Origin of the sequence: Actinoplanes derwentensis, from assembly GCF_900104725.1 — a bacterium.
In the GTDB taxonomy this organism is placed as follows: Bacteria; Actinomycetota; Actinomycetes; order Mycobacteriales; family Micromonosporaceae; genus Actinoplanes; species Actinoplanes derwentensis.
Window position 1 is genome coordinate 10,196,559 of record NZ_LT629758.1, and the last position, 20,472, is coordinate 10,217,030.

Sequence of the window (20,472 nt, forward strand, 5' to 3'; positions counted from 1 at the left end):
ATGGAGAACCACTATCTGTTCGACCGCGTCGCGTCGATCATCGACGACATCCTCGGGTGCGGACCGGTGACACCGTCCGACCAGTTCGGTGCCCTCGGCGGTGACTCGATTCAAGGCGTGCAGGTGCTCTCCAGGTGTTACACCGATCTTGGTGTGGACCTTCCGCCCCAGGCACTGGAGGCACGGACGACTGTCGGGAGACTCGTAGATGCGATCAGCGAACACCTCGGTGCCGGGGAGGCCGAGGATTCCGTTTCGGCCGAGATCGTGCACCGTGCCGGCGATCCGGCCTGGACAACGGCGACCGAGCGGCAGGCCGTCCTGTACTCGGCGTTCCAGGCCAGGCCGGACCTTCCGCTCTACAACGTCCCGGTGGCTCTCTGGTGCGACGGTCCGCTGAATCACGATCGTCTCCAGCGGGCGCTCGACCAGGTGGCCCAGCGGCACGAGGCACTTCGCAGTGTCTTCAGCGTCGACGACAACGGCACGGTGCTGGTCCGGGCCGTACCGCCGGAGTCCTACTCGGTCGCCGTGGAGCGGATCGATCTGAGGTCCGGCAGCGTCGACGAACTCCTCCGGCGCGAGGCCGAGCGCCCGCTGGACCCGGCGACGTCGGTCCTGCGGGTCTGTGTGATCACGACCGGTCCGGATCGGGCCGTCGTCCTCGTGGTGGTGCACCACATCGTCTGTGACGGCTGGGGCCTCAACCTGCTCCTCGCCGACCTCGGGGACCAATACCGGACAGACGGCCCGGCCGGGCCGTACGCCGGACCGTCCCAGGCGGAGATAGTCGCCTGGGACCGATCGCGGAACGCGACCTCCGACGGAGACCGGGCAGATCGATGGGCGGAGCTGCTCGACGGGGCGAGCCCTGTCGTCGACCTGCCGCTGGACCGGCCACGTCCGGCAACGCGGTCCTGGGCCGGCGACAGAGTGGCTCTCCACGTGCCTCCCGACCTCTATGGCGAACTCCGGGCCCGAGCCGGCGAGTTGAGCGTCACCCCGTTCACACTCCTCGCCCTCACCTACGCGATCACGATGGCCCGCTACACCGGAAGCAAGGACCTGGTAGTGGGCGTACCGGTGGCGAACCGATGGCATGGCGCATCACTTAACGCGGTGACCTACCTCTCCATCACCCTTCCGGTCCGGCTGGACCTGCGTCACCAGTCCACCCTGGCCGGCGCCGCCGACCGGGTCTCGGCAAGTGTCGCGGCCTCGTCGGAGCTTCCCTGGGCGCCGCCGGAGCTGATCGCCGCAAGGATGGGCGCCCCCCGGTCGGCCGGTTGTCATCCGGTGTTCCAGACCGCTCTCGTCTGGCTCACGAACGCGGCTGCGAGCCTCGACCTGCCAGGCGTCGCGGTCCGGCGGACCGACCTCGGCACCGGGACGGCGAAGTTCGACCAGAGCTGGTACCTGGAGGAATTCGGTGACGAGATCGTCGGCTATCTCGAGTATTCGACCGAGCTTTTCACCGCCAGCACCGCCGCTCGGATGCGCGACCACTTCCGCCACGTCCTGACTCGCGTGGTGACCGATGCCGTCGACACACCGCTGGCCGACATCGCCCTGACCGGAGCAGAGGAGAAGGCGACGTTCATCGCCTCGTTGTGTCCGCCTTCCCCTGAGGGTGCTCACGCCTCCGTCGTCGACGCCTTTCTGGCCCAGGCGGAGCGGCAGCCGGAGGCCCAGGCCGTGTGGAGCGGCGAGGGCAGCCTGACCTACGGCGAGCTTTCCCGTCGCGCCCACGAGATCGCCGCGTCGCTGACCGCCCGGGGGGCCGGTCCCGAGCAGGTGGTCGGCGTGCACCTGCCCCGATCAACCGAGCAGGTGGCGGCGGTACTGGCGGTGCTCCTGACCGGGGCCGCCTTCCTGCCGCTGGACCCGGCGTATCCTCCGGACCGGCTCCGGTACATGATCGATGACAGCCAGGTCCGAGTCGTAGTCACCAGCGACATCACGGACCATTCGCTCGTCGGGGCCGCCGGCCGGCCGATCACCCTCATGGCGATCCGAGATGATGAGTGGCGCGGGACGCCGCCACCGGTCCGGCCCATCCATCGGAAGAGCCTTGCCTATGTCATATACACCTCCGGCTCCACCGGGGACCCGAAGGGTGTCGAGCTCACCCATGACGGGCTGATGAATGTCATCGAGGCGTCCCGGCGGTCGTTCGGGCTTCGAGCCGGTACGCGGGTGCTCCAATTTGTGTCTCTGAGTTTCGATGCGGCTGTCTGGGAGACCTTCATGGCGCTGGGCGCCGGTGGGACGCTGTGTCTCGGGCCGCCGGACCTCGCGTCGACGGCCGGCCCGATAGAGTCTGTCGTCGAACGTTCCAGCGCCGAGGTGGTCTTCCTGCCACCGGCTCTGCTCAGCATCCTGGACCCCGCGAAAGTGCCACAGGTCCGCTTGGTCCTGACCGGCGGCGACCGGGTCAGCAGCGCCCTCCGCGACCGCTGGGCCGGGCGGGTCGGCTTCTTCGCGGCGTACGGGCCCACCGAGGCGACGATCGTGCAGACCTGGGGCCAGTGTTCACCCGATCAGACCGGACCGGTGCCGGTGGGGCGGCCGTTCGGCGGCGTCCGTCTGTACGTGCTGGATCCGGATCTTGAACCCGTTCCGCCGGGCGCAGTCGGCGAGGTCTACGTCGGCGGCATCGCGGTCGGACGCGGCTACCGGGGCCGGCCCGGGCTGACGGCCGACCGGTTCGTGCCCGATCCATGGGCAGCCGCGCCCGGGACGAGGATGTACCGCACGGGCGACCTGGTGCGCCGGCGGCCGGATGACGAACTCATCTTCGTGGGCCGGTCGGACAACCAGGCGAAGGTCCGCGGCTTCCGGATCGAACTGGGCGAGATCGAGGCGGTCCTGGTCCGGATGTACGGGGTGGCCGCCGCCGTCGCGAGGGTCCGGGACGCGGGCACCAGTAGGGCACGGCTGGTCGCCTGGGTGGTGCCCCGGGAACAGGCCGGCGACGATCTCGCCACGCAGCTCCTCGAACGGATGCGCCGGCAGCTTCCCGCGCACATGGTGCCGCAGAGCCTGACCGTGGTGCCGGAGTTTCCCCGAACCGTGAACGGCAAGGTCGACTATGCGGGCCTGGAGGAGGCGGGAGGGGGCGGTACGGATATCGGCAGTCTGCTGGACCGGATCGAGAACCTCTCCGACGACGAGGTCGAGGAACTGCTGGCCGCGCGCGAGATGGGCAGGACATCGCGGTGATCGTCTTCCGCAACAGCCGGTTCGGGCTGATCTGGACCGCGACGCTATTGTCGAACACGGGCAATTGGCTCATGATCGTCGCCGTACCGGTCTACGTCCTCACGATGACGGGCTCCGTGCTCAGCAGCGGGCTGGTCTTCGCCGCCGAGACCCTTCCGGCCATCCTATTCGCGCCGCTCGCCGGTGTGCTGGCCGACCGGCTCGACCGGCGGACGGTGATGATCGCGGCCGACCTGTTGCGAATGGTGGCCGTTCTGGCTCTCGTCTGGGCCGACGGGCCGGACACGCTGTGGATCATCTACCTGGCCCTGTTCGCCGAGAGCGCGATCGGCCAGTTCTTCCTTCCGGCGTCCCGGGCGGTCCTACCGGCCATCGTGGGCAGAGGCGCCGACCTCGACACCGCCAACTCATGGCTCAATGCGGCCCTCGGGGTGGTCCGGCTGGCCGGGGCGCCGCTGGGCGGCGCGCTCTACGCCTTCGCCGGCTTCGACACGTTGGTGATCATCGACGCGGCGACCTATCTGTTGTCCGCCCTGCTGCTGCTCGGCATCGGCCGGCAGCCGGTCAGCCGTACGACCGGAAGTGCCAGGACAGGGTCGGCTGTGGCAGTCCTGTGGCGGCAGATGCGGGAGGGCGTCGCGTTCCTCGCCGGGCATCACGTCCTGCGGAGCCTGCTGGTCGTGTCCAGTCTGTTCCTGCTGGCGAACGCGGTGCTCAACGTCCTGTTGGTGCCATACGTGCTCAACCGGCTCCACGGCGGCGCGCGGGAGGTCGGATGGCTGATGTCCGCCCTGGGCGCCGGCTATCTCATGAGCGCCTGGTTGGGCAACGCGCTTTCCCGGAGCGGCCGACTTCGTTTGGCGGTAGCCGGGTGTCTCGCCGCCATCACCGCCTTCTTCGCCGGTCTCTTCTTCGTCGTACACCTGGCCGCGGCGTTGGTGTTCATCGGGCTGGTGGGCCTGGCCGGCGGATCGGTCCTCATGCTGCTGCAGGTGCAGGTGCAACGGCAGACTCCGGATTCGAAGATGGGCCGGGTGAGTTCCGCATTCGGAGCCGTCGAGATGCTCGCCACGGTTGTGGGAGCGGTGGTCGGCAGCGTGGTCGGACAGTATCTCCAGTTCGGCCTCGCCGTGGGGTTCGCACTGGTGACGGTCGCGGTGAGCGCCGTCTTCGCCGCGTCTTCACTCCCGGACCGGGTCGCGGTGACGACACCCGAGCCGATCCCGTAAGCGGGCGTGGTAACGGAGGAGAGGAAAGGCTGAGATGACCCAGGACTCGTCCTTCGCGGTGACGATCATGAGCTCCTTCACCGCCGGCCCGATGGAGCCGGCGTTGCAGTACTGGTGGAGCCGGCTCGGGCTGCCGGCACAACCGTCGTTCGCGCCATACGGGCAACTCACCCAGTCGTTCCTGGAGCTTGCCGCCCGAGGACCAGCAGAAGGGTGGACCAGCGTCGTCGTCCTCCTCCGATGGGAGGACTGGCTGCGGCATCGCCCCGACCTGATCGATCCGTACCGCGGCGGCGTCGCGCTGGAGGTGTTGCTCGCGGACCTTTGCTCTTCCATCGCCGCAGCGCGGCCGGCCATCAATGGCTTCATCGTCATTCTGGTATGTCCGCCATCGGCTGCCTGGTCGACGCCGGACCGGACGGGTGTCCTGTCGTATCTGACGGAGCGGTTGCGCTCCTCGACGCGGAGTCTCGACGTCCACGTTTCCTACGCCGCCGTGACGGCGGCGGCTTACCGGCCTGCCCGGATCCATGACGAGCATGCGGACCAGCTCGGTCACATGCCGTATCAGCCGGCCTACTTCACCGTGCTGTCCACCGTGGTGGCCCGGCATCTCCTGGCAGCTTTCGGACGGTTCCGCCGGTCCGTGGTGCTCGACCCGCTGCGGACACTCTTCGCGCCGGTCTCGGTCAGCACTGCGGACCGGGCGGCAATCTACGATCTCTTTTCGGTGATCGGTGTCGATCGACGGCTCGAGCTGCTGTCCGTCCGGCCGGGTGTCATGGTCAACCTGCTGATCGCGGAAAATCCGGGGCTGCGGATCCTGCAGGCGCGCGGCGCGCTGTACGGCCGGGGCGGATCAGCTGACGAGACCATCGAGGATCCGATCCGGGATCTGCGCCAGCTCTGTGCCACCGGCGTCCTCGACCCCCACGAGACTGTTCTGCTGGACGTCCGCCCCGATGTGTGCTCGGCCGCGATGGCCGCGTTCCCCGGGCTCGTGGCGGTACCACCCGGCGCGGATCCCGGCCACGCCTTCGCTCATGTGTGGGCCTGGGACCCGGGTCGGCTGCTGCCCATCCTGCCGGGCGCAGTCCCGGCATTGGACCCGGAATCGCCGGTATTGCCGGCCGGAGATCCCGGGCTCACCGACGCCGACAGTCTGCACCGCGAGGTGCTTCGCCATCGCCGTACGGTCCGCGACGCGGCCGCCCAGGCCGGCTCAGACGCCGTACCGACTCCAGAGAGGACCCCATGCGCCCCCTAGAGGAACTGATCGCCGCCGTTCTGACGGTATCGCGGGAGGAAATCGACGGTGGACTGAGCCGCACCACGCACGGCGACACGTGGACCAGCATGCGGCACGTCGAGCTGATGGTGGCGGTCGAAGAGCAGTACGGGACCTCGCTGACGGCCAGGGAGATGGCGGCGGTCGACAGCGTGGACGACCTTCGAGACCTCCTGGCGGTGAAACTTGCGCGCCGATAGCGGGCCGATCGATGACGTCGATCTGGCTTCGATGCTGCTGATACGACGGTTCGAGGAGCGTTTGCTGGAGCTGTTCGGCCAAGGACTGATCACCGGAACCACGCACACGTGCATCGGGCAGGAATACGTACCGGTCGCGCTGGCTCCGCTGACTGCGGCGGACTACGTGTTCAGCAACCACCGCGGTCACGGTCATTTTCTCGCGCGCTTCGACGACCCGGTGGGGCTACTGGCAGAGATCCTGGGTCGTGAGGGCGGCCTGTGCAACGGGGTGGGTGGTAGTCAGCACCTGTATCGCGGCGACTACCTGTCCACCGGAGTGCAGGGACAGAGTCTTCCGGTGGCGGCCGGTGTCGCACTCCATTTGCGACGTCACGAACCCGGGCGTGTGGCGGTCGCCTACATCGGTGACGGGACCTGGGGGGAGGGCGCCGTCTATGAGGGACTCAATCTCGCGGCGCTGTGGAAGCTGCCACTTCTGGTAGTGGTCGAGAACAACGGCATTGCCCAGTCGACATTTACCGCGAGGCAGATGTCGGGCAGTATCGCAGGCCGTGCGGCGGCCTTCGGTATCCGGTACCACAAAATCGTGCACCAGGACGTTCGGCGGATCCGGGCGGAGGTTTCACCCCTGCTGACCGCGGTGCGAGACGGTGAACCGGCAGTCGTGGAATTCGTGACCCACCGGATCGGACCGCACAGCAAAGGTGATGACAGCCGGGGCGTGGACGAGGTCGCCGCGGCCAGGGCGGCGGACTGGGCGCAGCATTACCGTGCGGCCTGTCCGGAACGGTTCGCCCGGACGGACGAACGCCAGCGGGCCCGGCTGTCTCAGATCGAGGCCGAGGTCCTGGCCCGGCCGCGGAGTGCCTGGACGGGGGCTGGCGCACCATGAGGATCGCTGACGAACTGAATCAGGCGCTGCACGATCTGCTCGCCGATGACGAGCGGATGTATCTGCTGGGAGAGGACATCGTCGATCCCTACGGCGGCGCATTTAAGATCACCAAGGGTCTTTCCACCCGTTTTCCTGATCGGGTGCTGAGCACGCCGATCAGTGAGGCTGGTGTGGTCGGCATGGCCGGCGGTCTAGCCCTGCTCGACAACACGGTGCTGGTGGAGATCATGTTTGCCGACTTTCTCGGCCTGGCCTTCGACCAGCTCGTCAACTTCGCCAGCAAGTCGGTGACCATGTACGGAGTCCGGCGCCCGATGCGGGTCGTCGTCCGCTGTGCGACCGGTGGCGGCCGTGGGTACGGCGCGACGCACAGCCAATCGCCGCAGAAGCACTTCTTCGGCGTCCCCAACCTCACTGTCCACGAATTGTCACCGGTGCACCCACACATCGAGACGCTGTCGCGGGCCATCAACACCGGCGCACCCGCGCTCCTCGTGGAGGACAAGACGCTGTACTCCACGGTGGCAGTGACGGAACGCGAGTATGCCTCGTTCGCCAAGCGGTTTCTCGACCCGGGACGCAATCTCGGATGGTTGTACATCGAGGGAGCCGGTGACCCGGACATCGTCATCATCTCGCCCGGCGGCATGGTGGACCGGTGCCTCGCGGCGGCGCACCGGGTCTTCGCAGCCGAGGAACTGGTCTGCGCCGTCCTGGTCCCGGCTCAGCTGTATCCGCTCCGGCTGGACGAGGCGCTGCCGCAGCTCGCGGCCGCCAAGCGCCTGTGTGTGGTGGAGGAGAGCACGGCGGGCGGAACTTGGGGTGCGGAGGTGGCCACTCTGCTTTACGACCGGCTCTGGGGCCACCTGACAGAACCGGTGCGGCTCGTGCACTCGGCCGACAGCGTCATTCCCGCCGCCGCCCACCTGGAACAGGAGGTCCTGGTCCAGGAACACGACATCGTCCAGGCTCTGAAGGGGGACATCCGTGCATGAGATCCGCGTCCCGCGGCTCAACGCCAACGACACGACGTACACCCTGGTCGAGTGGCTACAGCACGACGGCGCCTATGTGGAGGCCGGCGATCCGATCGCCGTCGTCGAGACGACCAAGGCGACTGAGGAACTGGAGATGGCCAACGCCGGGTTCCTGTTGCAGAGAGTCTCGCCGCCGACCGATCTTCCGGTCAATGCACTGATCGGGTACGGGTTCGACACCGCCGATGAGCTGGCGGCCGGCCGTTCTTCGACGGCAGTTCCCGCCGTGCCGCGGGTACCGGAGACTTTCGTTCTGAGCGATTCCGCCCGAGAGCTTGCGACCACCCACGGAATCAGCAGCAGTCAGCTCGCCAGGCTCGGGCTCCGGCTCATCCGGGCCGCCGATCTCGACGGCCTCATCACCCGTGTCCGTGATGACGAACCAGAAACGTCCGGGCGGCGTCATCAGCAGGCGGTGGCCGAGGTCGTCACCAGGTCACATCGCGAAATCCCGGCCGCCTTCACCGTGACCAAGGTGCTGCTGGACCGGACTGTTCATGCCCTGCGCGGTTTCTCCCGCCACGCCGAGGTGGTCGCAGGCATCCCCGAACTGGTGGTGGCGGCAGTTGCCCGGGCGGGTGCGGCCTTCCCTCGGCTGTTCGCGCCGTTCGGCAGCGGGACTGAACCCACTGGATCCAAGGACGTCGCCGTCACCATCGACATGGGCACCGGCCTGTTCCTGCCGGTGGTGAAGGCTGCCTCGGATTTGGGTCTGGGGGAGATCTGCGAGATCATGATGGACTTCCGGCGGAAAGCCCTGCGTAGCTCCTTCCGCGCCGCGGACCTGAGTGCCGGCGGGGACATCGCCGTTTCGCTCACCGTCGAGCCGGACATCGTGTTCACTCAACCGATAGTGTTTCCCCAACACTGTTGCATGGTGTCGATCGGCGCCACCCTCAACGAGCTTCGGTTCGACGAGAACCGGCAGGTGCACGAACGCTCCTATCTCTACCTTGGTCTGAGCTACGACCATCGGGTGGTCAACGGCGCTGAGGCGACGCGGTTCCTAAGTGCCGTCAAGGCGGATCTCGAGGACGCCGAACGCTGGCTGCCGATGCCAGACGGAGCGGCGTCTTGACGGCGGCGTCCGACCTGCTGTCGATCCGGTCCCGATGGCGGGAGCTGTCGGCGGACGACGCCGGAGCGGCGCTGAGCATTGCGTTGCTGGGTAGCTACACCATCGATCCGATCGCCCCGTACCTCGGTGTGGACCTGCACGACGCCGGCATCCGGGTGGACATCAGCGTGGCGCCGTTCAACCGGATCGTCCAGGAATGTGCCGACGACAGCAGCGCCACCGCGCACAAGCGTCCCCACGCGATGGTGGTCTCGCCTCGTGTTCAGGAGCTCGGGTGGACGGCGGGGTCGACCGCCGAGGAGACAGGCGAGGCGTTGGTCGCACTGGTCGACACTGCGGTGCGGGCCGCGCAGCGGTGGGAGGCGGCTCTCATCGTCGTGGTTCCGATGCTGGCCGACGCCGGGATGTCACCCCATCTGCAGACGCTCATACGGGATCGGATCGCCGGTCTCGCCGGGGTCGACATCGTCGAGGCCGACGACGCGGTCGCCGGCCTCGACGATGCGGAGCTCTTCCATCCTGCCCTGTACGAGTTCGCCAAGATCCCGTTCCGCGAAGCGGTCTTCGCCCGCATCGCGGCGCGGATCGCGCGGGTTCTCGTGTGCCGGCGGGCTGGTCCGATCACCGGCTTGGTGGTGGATGGCGCAAGCCCGGCCTGGCCGTCGGCCGCCGAGGCCGAAGCCTTGATGAACACGGTTCCCGCCGAAGTCCGGATCGCGGTGCGGTACGACGCAACGTACGCCTCGGTCCCGCCCTGGATCCCGGCCCGCTCCGAATGGTGGGATCCCGAATCCTCCTTGAGCGATCAGCTCGGCGGATTCGTCCGGCGTTGTGGTGGTCACCCGGCCGGCGTCCTCCTCGTGTCCCCCGAAGCGAAGGAAGCGGCCATCGCCACCGGCGTCACCCCGTGGTCGATCGACGAGCCGTTGCCGTCGTACCGGGGATCCGGCACCGGCCTCCGTCCCTCCGGCCCGGCGGCCGCCGAAATGGCGGGATCCGACGGCCTGGCGGGCTATATCGAATCTCTGGACGTCCGGATCGTTCCGTCGCGCCTAGGTGCCGGCGGACTGCCGACGTTCAAGGACCTGCTCCGGAAGACTGCCGAATTCAGTCTCGGCCCCCTTTCCGGACAACGGTTGCTCGAGGCTCTTTCAGCTGTCCGGATGTCACTGGAGGTGTTCGAGATCAGCGATCGGATGGGCGCGTACGGAAGGGCCGCGGCATGGTTGCTGCGTGCCGACCGGCAGACCTGTCATGTTGATGCGTTCCTGATCACCTGCCCGGCACTCGGACGCGGGGTCGAGGCACGTCTGCAACGGGAGATCGTCCGCTGGGCCAAGGAGCAGGGATGCGTCCGGATCGTCGTGGCGGCCGAGGACACTGGACGCAACGGCGCAGCCCTCGCCTATCTGCGTGACAACGACGACTGGGGTGGCATGGACATCACCCTGCACATCGGCACCAGCGACCGTCGTGCCGGTGTGTCGGCGGCCGCCCCGAGCACTCACAGATCTGGGGTGTGAAATGACGACGATCTGGTCCCGTTTCCTCGAGCAGGTTGAGAAGCGCCCGGAGGATCCGGCGATGGCCGGGCCTGGCGGGGTTTTCAGCTATGCCGACCTGGCCGGCCGTACGGAGCAGCTAGCGTCGATGCTCGCCCGCCGCGCCGGACCGGGTGACGTGGTCGGGATGTCTGTGCGGACCACGTACGGTGCCGTGCGAGGGATGCTGGCGGCGAGTGCGGCGGGCGCGGCGTTTCTGCCCCTTGGCGAGGACGACCGCAGTGCGCGGCGCCGGATGCTGCTCGACGACTCCGGCGCAGTGGCGTTGATGCACCAGCCGGCGCCGGGCGACGACATCGAGGTCGACCAGCTCGGCGGTGGGGAGCCGGGCAGCGTCCCACAGGGATCGGCCTACCTCATGTACACCTCGGGGTCCACCGGCCGGCCGAAGGCCGTCGTGGTCTCAGAGCAGGCGTTGTCCGACCGCCTCACGGGTCTGTCCAGGATGCCCGGGTTGCAGGCCGGTGAGTCGATCCTGGCCCTGACGGCCTTCACCTTCGACATCTGCCTGGCCGAATTGCTTCTGCCGCTGATGGTCGGCGCGACCGTTGTGGCCTCCAGCCCTTCAGCGCAGCAGGATCCCGCGGTATTCGCCGAGGACGTCGCTCGCCACCGTCCCGACGTCACGCAGGCGACACCCAGCTTCTGGCGATTCGTGGTACGGGCGGGCTGGACCGGTATCGGTGCGCGACGGATCTGGTGCGGTGGCGAAGCGTTGTCGCCCGCGCTTGCCCGGGATCTGCTGGATCGTGGCACCGAGTTGTGGAACGTCTATGGGCCTACCGAGGCCACCATCTGGGCCCTGGCTGACCGGGTCAACGACGCGAACAGGATTCGTCTCGGTGTCCCGGTGCCCGGTTCGGGTGTGCGCCTGATCGCAGGGAACGGCTCAACGGTGGAGGACCACACGCAGGGCAGCGGCGAGATCGTGTTGACCGGGGAGGGTATCGCGACAGGCTACCTCAGGCGACCCGAACTGACCGCGGCTGCGTTCGGATCGGTCGGAACCTTACCGCTGCCGCATTACCGCACGGGGGACTTCGGTCGCTGGGACAGCAGCGGCGCCCTGGAGTTTCTCGGCCGGCGCGACGCTCAGGTGAAGATCCGCGGCCATCGTCTCGAGCTGGGGGAGGTGGAGGCTGTCATCGAGCGGCATCCCGAGGTCAGTGAGTCGGTCGTCTTTCTGGTGCACGGTGACGATCCGGTTCGCGCCTATCTCGTCGCGGTGATCGTGGGTTCATCAGCCGGTGCCGTACGGACCTGGGCGAACGAGAATCTCCCCGGCCACGCGGTCCCGCGTCGCATCGTGGTGGTCCCGGCTCTGCCGCGCACGACTGCCGGAAAGGTCGATCGTGTCAGCCTGGGCGCGTCTTTGGGCCTGTGAGGAAGTGCTGCCGTTCATCACTGCTCCCCGGTGGACAACCGGGTGACGGCGGCGGTCAGCGTCGTGAGAGTCGGACAGTCGAACACGTACCGCATCGCCATGCGTTCGGTGAAGCGCTCCCGGATCTCGGCCACGAGTTCCAGAGCGAGAAGAGAATGACCACCCAGGTCGAAGAAGTCGTCGTCGGGCTGGACGCTGTCCACCTCCAGCAGCTCGCACCAGATCGCGGCTAGTTCGCCCAGGACGGCGCTGGCCGGGCCGGGCGCCGCCACCGGCGCCAGTTTCGCGGATTCGGACGCATGGCCTGCCTGTATCAGGGCCGCGCAATCAGCGAGCGGGTCGTCGACGAGGGATGCGACGAGCCGGGCGACCCGGTCGGCGGCCGGTACGCCGCCGGTCGGCGTTCGGCTGACGACCCGCAGGGTGACACCGTCGGTGTCGATGCGTCCGGTCAGCACGAGTGGCCAGTCCGCCTGGACCGTCTGGAGTGGCTCCACAACCGAGACCATGGTCACGCCGTGTGCCGCCGCGGCGGGACATCCGTCCGCTGCGTGAAGCACGTCGGTCAGCGATCCGAGGAACCGGTCGAGCAGTCCGGCCAGCGAGTCGCCGGGTTGTACCGGAACCAGTACGGGCAGCAATCCGCCGTCGGCGTCTGGCGTGGCCGTGCCTACGATCCGGTCACCCGGCTCAGCCGCGAAGAGTCCCGCCAGCAGGCTGAGAAGCGCGAGCAGCCGAACCGGCGCGTCGCCGGTGAGGGTTTGCAGATCGGCGGCGAGCGAGGCGGTGAGTGGGACGGAGACGACGCGAGGTTCGGCGGTGAGGTCCTCCCGAGGGACGCCGGCGGCCCGAGCGGCCGTCGGCTGCTCGGCCCACCATCGCCGGGAGCGGATGCCCTCGGTGGAGGTTTCCCGCAGGCGACGCAGCAGGAGCGGCGGGACAGCGGCATTCATCGCAACCGGCCGTCGTCGAAGCTGAATCCGTGCAGATCACGGACCGGGTCCGGACGAAGGTCGGCGAGTGTCGCGGTGTCGTCGGCGGCGAGCTGTAGCAGAATCGCCTCCATGGCGCCCAGCATCCGTGGGATCCCTTCCGTTCCGAGATAGGACCGACTAGCCCTCAGCGTGATGGTCAGGCCCGCTCCGGTGCTCATTGCGAGGTGGAAAGCCGGTCCGCTCTGGCGGCGGGGACGCTCCCATGAGATGGCGGTCACCGCAGGATGGTCTGGCGGGAAATCGGCCGGGCTGTCGCCGAGGAAGTTGAAGTAGCAGTCGAATTCCAGCGGGTGCGGCGCCGGCTGGCCGGCAGCACGAAGGTGTTCGCCGAGAGCATCGACGCTGTACTCGGCGTTGCTGTAGGCCTCCATGCTGCCCGCATAGACCAGCCGGACGAACTCACCCGCTGGTTGCTCCGGGCGATCCACCGCAGTGAGGGGAGCAAGCTGATTCATGGACGTGACCATGGTTGCCCACCGCCTCTTGAAGCGGTTCGACGCCATCAGGCCGAACGTCGTCGCTGACCTGCCAGTCGTCCGGAACAACGCGAGGTAGCCCGCCGACAGCGCCACCGCCTGCAGGGAGACGCCGAGACGGGAACTGACCGCGGTGGCCGCCGCCTGCGATCGGGTGGAGAACAGCGTGGCCTGACTGCGTGGAGTGCGGTCGGTGCCCTGCCGGTCGGCAGGGACGAACGACGCCCACCGCTGGGTCCAGAACGCCAGGGCCATCTCGTGCCGGCGCGTAGCACCGCGCTCGGCTTCGGCGAGCTCAAGCGGTTGGGCCGGGACCTGCACGGTGTCGCCGGCCAGGCAGGCCCGGAACTGCGAGGCAGCCGACCGCATGCCTGTGTCGTCGGCGGCGACGTGGTGGAACACCGCGATCAGACCGGTCACCCCGCCTTCGCGCTGGACTACCGCGGCCCGGCATGGCGGCTCGACGCCTACATCGAAGGGTTCCTGGGCCGGCGGCAGCGTTGTCCACCAGCCCGGTGCCAGATCCCATCCTGAGGCGTCAATGACCGGTAGCGAGGCTCTGGCGTGAATCCCGACCCGTTGCCGAGGGTCGATCGAATCGACACGCGAATACGTCGTCCGTAGCGATTCGTTAGCCTCTACGACAAGGTTCCAGGCGCTCTCCACCGCGGCGGCCCCGATACCTGCGGGTAGTTCCCAGAATTGCGCGGTATTGGCGTCCACCGGGCCGGGCGGCCCCAGATGTTCGACGGATCGCAGAACGGACAGCTGCCCGAAGGTGACGGGCCCTTCCTTCGCGACGATCAACTCGCCTCCAGTGCAATCATCCGATCCTGGTTTTCGGGTGACTATACCGGCGACCGGGTGGCCGTGTCCTTTGTGCAGAAGTCACCCGCGGTCTGGTGGATGCGATACGCGCTTTCCGCTTAAGATCGCTTCATCTCGGTCCCGTACAGGAAACGGGTGACTCTGTGGACTTCAGTTTGTTCTACTTCGCGGACGGCGACGCCTCGTCGGCGCAGGGATACCGGCTGCTTTTGGACGGTGCCCGATTCGCTGATGCAAACGGGCTCGTGGCTGTGTGGACCCCCGAACGGCATTTCCATCCATTTGGCGGCCGATATCCGAACCCGGCGGTCACCGGTGCGGCGGTGGCCGCGATAACCGAGAGGGTGCAGATTCGGGCAGGCAGCGTGGTCGGTCCGCTGCACCATCCGGCTCGGATCGTCGAGGATTGGTCGGTGGTCGACAATCTGTCAAACGGCCGGGTGGGTATTTCCCTCGCATCCGGCTGGAGCCCTGCCGATTTCGTCCTGCGCCCCGACGCCTATGCCGACCGCGGCCAGCGGGTGCTGGACGCGGTGACAGAAATCAGCACGATCTGGCGCGGCGGCGGTTTCGTCGGAACCGACGGCAAAGGTGCCGAGGTCACCACGTCCGTGTATCCGCGCCCGGTGCAGCGCACCCTTCCGATCTGGCTCACCAGCGCCGGGCGCTCGGAGACATTCAAGAACGCGGGGCGGCTCGGCGTGGGAGTGCTCACCCATCTGATCGGCCAGGACCTGGACCGGCTCGCGGAGTCCATCGCCGCCTACCGGGCAGCCCGGGTACGGCACGGGCATGCCGGGCGCGGGCACGTCGCCCTGATGCTGCACACTTTCCTCGCCGCCGATGTCGACGAGGCGCGGGACATCGTCCGGGCGCCCTTCTCGCGCTATCTACGCAGCAACTTCAGTCTGGTGGAGAAGAGTTTCGGACGGTTTGCCTCTCGTCAGCCCACTGCTGCGGACATCGAAATCCTCATCGATCGTTCCTTCGAGCGGTATTTCCAAACCGCCGGGCTGTTCGGATCTATCGACGACGTGCGTCCGATGGTTAACCGGCTTGCCCAGGCGGGGGTGGACGAGGTCGCCGCGCTAATCGATTTCGGAGTCGACCATCAGATGGTGCTCGACAGCCTCCCCCTGCTGGCGGAGTTGCAGGAAGCATCGATCAAGAATTAAATGTGGAGCACCATGGGCGCTGTGCAACTGCGCAAGTTACGCACTTGCACAGATGCTTCCGCTAACGGGGAGGGTTGTCGAAAACGGCTGCCATCGATCGGACCGTGGTCCTATCGAGCAGGACGTCCAGGGGCAGCTCGGAGTCGAATGCCTCATTCAATTCGAGTATGATTTGGATGAGCTCCACGGAGCCCCCCACATCCATGATGTCCATGTCGACCGCGATGGCCGAAGTCTCGCACTGGAGAACCTCGGCCCACACGGACCGCACAGTCCGCTCGGTGGCATTCAGGCCCGTTTCCATGTTGCCTCATCCCTATCGGTGCCCGGTTCCCTCTGTATACCTCACCGTCGTTCGACGAACCACCATCGAGGAGGTTCCGTGGCCGTACATCCGTTGCCGGTCGACGTGGAATGTCATCTGTCGGCGATCCGATTCGCTGTCGGCCGGCCGGTCCCCGTCGAGCAGGTCGCCGGCGGGTCGCTCGCCGGCAACGGCGAGACCCTGTCCGCTGAGGGGATCGACTTCTGCCGCATCGACGAGCGCCCTCCGGCTGTCATGGCCGCGGAGACCGCGCGAGCGACACTCGAGGCGGCTCCGGAGGTGTCGGTCGGTGCGGTCGTGTACTGCACCGACACCCCGACGGGGGCCACTCCCACCATGGACATGTGGACCTTTCTCGAGGGCGCCGGACTCGTCGATGTGTCGGCGACGGCCGTCAGCGGCGGCGCCTGCGGGAACCTCGGGCTAGGGCTCGCAGCGGCACGGGGAATCCTCGCGACCCAACCGGTCGACGCCGTGTTACTGGTGACCTCGGACGCTGTGCGCGACGGCACTCGGTTCAACCCGGACGGGCTGACGGTCATGAGCGACGGCGCCGCATCCTGTCTGGTCACCCGCCAGCCGTTCGGCGGATTCCGGCTGACCGGGCTCTCGTCGGCCACTCAGCTGGACATCGACATGAACCGCGGGTTCAACCAGGCCCGCACTATGAACCGCAACATCGGCCAGGCCGTCCGGCAGGCGTTCGCCGGGCTGGACCACCGGCCGGTGGACTGCCGTCATTTCGTGACCGCCAACTACGGCACCACACCGCGATCGTTCCTGGCCATGGCTGCGGGATGCCGTCCGGCACAGATCTTGACGCCGACGGCCCGGGAGGTCGGGCATTGCTTCTCCGCAGACATCCTGATCAACCTGTTCGCCCTGCTGGCCGAAGGCGACATTCGGCCGAATGACCGGCTGTGCATGCTGGCGACCAGTCGGCGGTCCTGGCACGCAATGGCGGCGGACTACGTGCCGGAGAAGCGGTGACCGGCGTGACGACCGCACTGCACCGGCTTCTGAATGATGCCACCGAGTTTCCGGATGATGCTGCCGAACAAGAGTTCATACCGGCTTTGAACTCGGAGAACGTGGTGCTCGGCGTTCTCCTGGACATATCGCACGAGGTGCTGATGCTCACTTTCCGTGCCGACACCCGGATTCTGCCCCGGTTTGAGGTGGCGCACGTCCTGGCGAGTCTCGACCTCCTTCTGGTGGCGGCGCTGGAGAGAGAGCGGCTGGAACGCACCGACGTCGTCCGTCTCATCGGCAACGGGGACCGTCGATGAGGATCGCGAGCCTCGTCGACCTTGCTCAGCCGTATCGCTGGGTTGTTGCCCAGGCGGTCCGCCGACGTCGAATCCGTTCGGCCGGGACCGAACAATCGCACCGGGAGCCCACTGATGGATGATCGCGTACTGGCCATTGTCGTCAACTGCACCGGGCTTACCGAGATCGGCCTGGACACCGACCTCTGGGCGGCCGGGATGTCGTCACTGCAGAGCGTAAGCGTGATGCTGGCCGTCGAGACCGAGTTCGACGTCGAGCTGCCCGAGAGCCTGCTTGTCCGAACCACCTTCTCGACGGTCGCGCGCCTCTCCGCGGCGGTCTGGGCGCAGCTCTCCGGCGATATCGATGTGGCTTCGTGATCCCAGAACCCGCACCTCCCCGCACCGTCTCGCCTCAGGAGAGAGCCGCCAATGACTACCGTCGAGCCGCCGTCCTGGCAGAGTCTGCGAGCAGCCGAAGCTCGCCTGATCAATACCGGGGTGCCGGGCGTCAGCGTCGGCAACGCCGTGTTCGAGAGCATCGTCACCGGGCTGCGCGAGTCGCTGCTACGTCTGGCCGCCCCCCAACAGGCACAGGCGCTCGGCGTGCCGCCGGTCGTGTCGAGGGGTCTGCTCGAACGGGTGGGATACATCGACGGATTCCCGAATCTGGTCGGTACGGTGTACTCCTTCACCGGCTCCGGCGCGGACTGGAACCGCCTTCAGGAGGCCCGGGCCGCAACCGATGCCGCCTGGTATCAGGAACAGCAGATCAGCGAGGTAGCGCTGCTTCCGGCAACCTGCCACCACATCTATCCGCTCTTCGAGGGCGTGGACCTGCCGGGCCCGGCAGTGCTTACCGCGGAAGCCCACTGCTACCGGCACGAGGGCACGCACGAACTAGGCCGGTTGCGCAGTTTCCGGATGCGGGAGTTCGTTCGAATCGCCGCCCCGGACGACTGCATACGGTGGCGCGACGACTGGATGGAGCAGCAGCGAGCCTGGCTGACGTCGCTCGGCCTGGAAACCTCCGTCGAGCCGGCATCGGACCCGTTCTTCGGCAGCGCCGCACGCCTGATGAAGGCGACTCAACGCGAGCAGGAGCTGAAGTTCGAGCTGAGGGTTCCGGTGGGCGATGGCCTGGTGCAGGCCGTAGCGAGCTGTAACTACCACAAGGAGCACTTCGGCGAGCCGTTCGGCATCCGGGTTGCGGGGGAACCGGCACATTCGGCGTGCGCGGCGTTCGGGCTCGAACGGATCGTGCTCGCGCTGATCGCCGCGCACGGCGACATCCCGGCCGACTGGCCGCAGCACGTGCGATCTGTGCTCTCGCTGGATGATGCCGGCGTCGCGTGACCCGGTCGTCGGACGCCCTGAGCCGTCCCGTGGACACCTCCCAACACCGGCACGGACTGAATACCGTCACCACGCTGGCCGCCGTGACCAGCAACGAAATCGGCCGACAGTGGTCCGGCGAAGAATGCTCCCCCGGAAGTATCTGATTCCCGCTCCCATCATCCGGGTCGCAAGCAAGCACGGTTCGTGGCCGGCAGGAGCGACGAGCGGTCATCCCGTGACCTCCCGCCTGCGTCGAGCATTTTCCGAAACCCAACGGGGCGTGTCGGACGACCCGTACGGATGGCGGCATATCGCGACAACCACCGCACCCTCCGGCAATCGATGACCACGGGGTGAAGTGATCTGCGGAGCCTAAATCGCCAGGCTCTGTATTGGTAGCCAGCCAAGGCTGAATTCACAACGGGAAGGGTGGAAATGCTGTGGGTACCGACGCTCAGTTTTATATCGTCAATTACCACGGGTTGGCGACCAGGGCCCACGGGCTCACTTGGGGTCAGCGTCATATGAGATCGCATTTCGACGATGGTGCGCACCAGACTCCAAGGACCGACCTTTACCGCCGGTGGCCGGTGCCGCCAGGAACTGATCTGCAACGCGCTCTCGCTGCCATCGCGGGACTCGTAGAGCGACACGAGGCTCTACGAACTCGGATTGTCTTCGAATCCGGAGACTGGACGCAACACGTCCAAGGGGAGGGAAGCCTTCCGGTCGCAACGCTGGTCGGACCCTGGACTGAGCAGACTGCCGAACGTGCAGCGTTCCAGGTGGCACACGAAGACCTGAAACAGGCGGCCGGCCCACCCGTCAAGTTCGCCATTCTGATGTCCGGCCGCCACGCCCGTTGGGTCATCTTGGCGGCACCGCACGCGCTTCTGGATGGACACGCCTTCGAGATTCTGGAATACGAGCTCCGCACCCTGATCGAGACGCCGGGAAAAATGGCGGAGCCGAGTGCGCAACCCGCGGACTGGACGGCCAGCGAGGGCGGGGCGGCGGGACGTCGCCAGAGCGAACGGAGCATCGGGCACATCGTAAGGGTTTTACAGCGGTTTCGAACGCCACTGTTCCCGATGCCAGCAGGGCGCGAGCGCGGTGCGATCAATGTCGTCAGGGGCGTGGGGGCCGGCTTCGGCGTCCACATCCGCCATGTCGCCGAGAACTCTGGGGTTTCCACCGCGGCCGTGTCGATCGCCGCCCTGTCTCTCTCGTTTTCCCGGAATTCAGGCTCGACGGCTTTTGCCCTCGGTGTTACCTCCTCGAATCGCTTCATGCCGCGTTCCGAGTCCTACGTGGGAATGATGGCTCAGAATGGTGTTCTCGGTGTGGACGCGTCGAGTGGGAATCTCTCCGAGGTCTCCGCGGAGGTCGCCTCATCTCTGATGAGTTGCTACCGGTATTCCCGGTACGACCAAGATGACCTCGGCGCGGAGCTACGGCAGCAGTCGCTGGACTTTGACTACATCGCCTTCGGCGCAGTCGGTCACTTCGTCAACTTCATACCGGACGGCCCAGGGCGGCATCCGGACTTTGCGGACGACACCCTTGCGGTGAGTCTGTCCGAGGAGTCGCTCGCCGAGTCCCGGATTCCCAGATTCGGTGTGGTAATGAACGCAGGCGAGACGGACGTCCGGATCCGCATATTCGCCGACGAGGGCGCCATCAGCGGACAAACCGCCAAGGCGATAGTGCGCGACTTCTTCGATGCCCTCACTTCCCACACCGGGTAGAGCACAGGGCCTCTGCAAGATAGAGGTTTGACCGTTTCAGGCAATTCCGAGGAGTTGTAGCGGTCGGTGGGGGTTGCGGCTATTTCGGCGTAGTGCTTTGGCGATGTTGGCGATGCCCGCCTGCCGGAGCAGGCTGATCACGAGGTTGCGGATAGCGGCGAGGGCGCGGGGTGCGTTGCCGGTACGGACCTGGCTGGCGTCTTCGCCGAAGGTCACGTCGCGGACGTGGTGCAAGGATTCGATCAGCCAGTGCCCGCGAAGCCATCCGGCCAGGTTGGCGGGCTTGGCCTGAGCGGCGATGAGGTTGGTGATCGCGTAGACGGTACGGATCATCCGACACGTCCGGGCAGACGTGCGGACAAACTCCTGATCAACGATGATGACTCCACGAGCGCGGTCCCTCGGTACTCGATCATTTGGC

Annotated in this window: 19 protein-coding genes; 15 read left to right on the plus strand and 4 right to left on the minus strand. The window is 67.0% G+C overall.

The features are described from left to right. From BLU81_RS45575 to BLU81_RS45615, 9 genes are read left to right on the plus strand one after another with little or no spacing between them, the layout of a single operon-like run. Complete coding sequence (locus BLU81_RS45575; RefSeq protein ID WP_092555751.1) at positions 1 to 3,222, plus strand: non-ribosomal peptide synthetase; 3,222 nt, start codon at positions 1 to 3, stop codon at positions 3,220 to 3,222. Further along, positions 3,219 to 4,451 (plus strand): MFS transporter, encoded by a 1,233-nt coding sequence (locus BLU81_RS45580; protein WP_092555753.1) that lies wholly within the window; start codon positions 3,219 to 3,221, stop codon positions 4,449 to 4,451. Before BLU81_RS45575 ends, BLU81_RS45580 begins: the two co-directional genes overlap by 4 nt. A 34-nt stretch (positions 4,452 to 4,485) precedes the next feature. Further along, on the plus strand, positions 4,486 to 5,718 hold the full coding sequence (locus tag BLU81_RS45585) for a hypothetical protein (RefSeq protein WP_092555755.1): 1,233 nt from the start codon (positions 4,486 to 4,488) through the stop codon (positions 5,716 to 5,718). Next, the gene (locus tag BLU81_RS45590; protein ID WP_092555757.1) at positions 5,706 to 5,939 is read left to right on the plus strand and encodes an acyl carrier protein; all 234 of its coding nucleotides are present in this window, start codon (positions 5,706 to 5,708) and stop codon (positions 5,937 to 5,939) included. Before BLU81_RS45585 ends, BLU81_RS45590 begins: the two co-directional genes overlap by 13 nt. Next, entirely contained in the window at positions 5,926 to 6,834 is a 909-nt protein-coding gene (locus BLU81_RS45595) for a thiamine pyrophosphate-dependent dehydrogenase E1 component subunit alpha (protein ID WP_231953838.1), read from the plus strand. Before BLU81_RS45590 ends, BLU81_RS45595 begins: the two co-directional genes overlap by 14 nt. Next, a complete protein-coding gene (locus BLU81_RS45600) occupies positions 6,831 to 7,832 on the plus strand; it encodes an alpha-ketoacid dehydrogenase subunit beta (RefSeq protein ID WP_092555761.1) in 1,002 nt (333 codons plus the stop codon). Before BLU81_RS45595 ends, BLU81_RS45600 begins: the two co-directional genes overlap by 4 nt. After that, positions 7,825 to 8,952, plus strand: coding sequence for a 2-oxo acid dehydrogenase subunit E2 (locus BLU81_RS45605; protein WP_092555763.1), 1,128 nt, complete (start codon positions 7,825 to 7,827; stop codon positions 8,950 to 8,952). Before BLU81_RS45600 ends, BLU81_RS45605 begins: the two co-directional genes overlap by 8 nt. After that, positions 8,949 to 10,475, plus strand: coding sequence for a hypothetical protein (locus tag BLU81_RS45610; protein ID WP_092555765.1), 1,527 nt, complete (start codon positions 8,949 to 8,951; stop codon positions 10,473 to 10,475). Before BLU81_RS45605 ends, BLU81_RS45610 begins: the two co-directional genes overlap by 4 nt. 1 nt (position 10,476) lies before the next feature. Beyond that, a complete protein-coding gene (locus BLU81_RS45615) occupies positions 10,477 to 11,898 on the plus strand; it encodes an amino acid adenylation domain-containing protein (protein WP_092555767.1) in 1,422 nt (473 codons plus the stop codon). A 17-nt stretch (positions 11,899 to 11,915) separates the two neighbouring features. On the opposite strand, the gene BLU81_RS45620 is transcribed toward BLU81_RS45615, so the two are convergent. Both BLU81_RS45620 and BLU81_RS45625 read right to left on the minus strand, forming a co-directional pair. Then, a complete protein-coding gene (locus BLU81_RS45620; RefSeq protein WP_092555769.1) occupies positions 11,916 to 12,851 on the minus strand; it encodes an acyl carrier protein in 936 nt (311 codons plus the stop codon). Next, positions 12,848 to 14,176, minus strand: a complete 1,329-nt coding sequence (locus tag BLU81_RS45625) for a condensation domain-containing protein (protein WP_157752068.1) — start codon at positions 14,174 to 14,176, stop codon at positions 12,848 to 12,850. The genes BLU81_RS45620 and BLU81_RS45625 overlap by 4 nt, the downstream gene beginning before the upstream one ends. A gap of 164 nt (positions 14,177 to 14,340) precedes the next feature. Between BLU81_RS45625 and BLU81_RS45630 the strand changes: the two genes are divergently transcribed. Continuing rightward, a complete protein-coding gene (locus BLU81_RS45630; RefSeq protein WP_092555773.1) occupies positions 14,341 to 15,372 on the plus strand; it encodes a MupA/Atu3671 family FMN-dependent luciferase-like monooxygenase in 1,032 nt (343 codons plus the stop codon). A 61-nt stretch (positions 15,373 to 15,433) separates the two neighbouring features. On the opposite strand, the gene BLU81_RS52215 is transcribed toward BLU81_RS45630, so the two are convergent. Beyond that, on the minus strand, positions 15,434 to 15,676 hold the full coding sequence (locus BLU81_RS52215; protein ID WP_092555775.1) for an acyl carrier protein: 243 nt from the start codon (positions 15,674 to 15,676) through the stop codon (positions 15,434 to 15,436). Positions 15,677 to 15,754: 78 nt separating this feature from the next. Here BLU81_RS52215 and BLU81_RS45640 point away from each other — a divergent pair, with 78 nt between their 5' ends. The 5 genes from BLU81_RS45640 (at position 15,755) to BLU81_RS45660 (ending at position 20,051) form a co-directional block, all read left to right on the plus strand. Continuing rightward, positions 15,755 to 16,687, plus strand: coding sequence for a beta-ketoacyl-[acyl-carrier-protein] synthase family protein (locus BLU81_RS45640; RefSeq protein ID WP_092555777.1), 933 nt, complete (start codon positions 15,755 to 15,757; stop codon positions 16,685 to 16,687). 5 nt (positions 16,688 to 16,692) lie between these two features. Next, positions 16,693 to 16,986: a hypothetical protein gene (locus tag BLU81_RS45645; protein WP_157752069.1), complete on the plus strand. Its 294-nt coding sequence runs from the start codon at positions 16,693 to 16,695 to the stop codon at positions 16,984 to 16,986. A 114-nt stretch (positions 16,987 to 17,100) separates the two neighbouring features. Beyond that, complete coding sequence (locus BLU81_RS45650) at positions 17,101 to 17,346, plus strand: phosphopantetheine-binding protein (RefSeq protein WP_092555781.1); 246 nt, start codon at positions 17,101 to 17,103, stop codon at positions 17,344 to 17,346. Positions 17,347 to 17,397: 51 nt separating this feature from the next. Next, positions 17,398 to 18,321, plus strand: a complete 924-nt coding sequence (locus BLU81_RS45655; RefSeq protein ID WP_092555783.1) for an aminoacyl--tRNA ligase-related protein — start codon at positions 17,398 to 17,400, stop codon at positions 18,319 to 18,321. A 506-nt stretch (positions 18,322 to 18,827) separates the two neighbouring features. Then, positions 18,828 to 20,051: a condensation domain-containing protein gene (locus tag BLU81_RS45660; protein WP_203794758.1), complete on the plus strand. Its 1,224-nt coding sequence runs from the start codon at positions 18,828 to 18,830 to the stop codon at positions 20,049 to 20,051. A 36-nt stretch (positions 20,052 to 20,087) separates the two neighbouring features. On the opposite strand, the gene BLU81_RS45665 is transcribed toward BLU81_RS45660, so the two are convergent. Beyond that, positions 20,088 to 20,384, minus strand: coding sequence for a hypothetical protein (locus BLU81_RS45665; RefSeq protein ID WP_231953839.1), 297 nt, complete (start codon positions 20,382 to 20,384; stop codon positions 20,088 to 20,090). Positions 20,385 to 20,472: the final 88 nt, after the last annotated feature.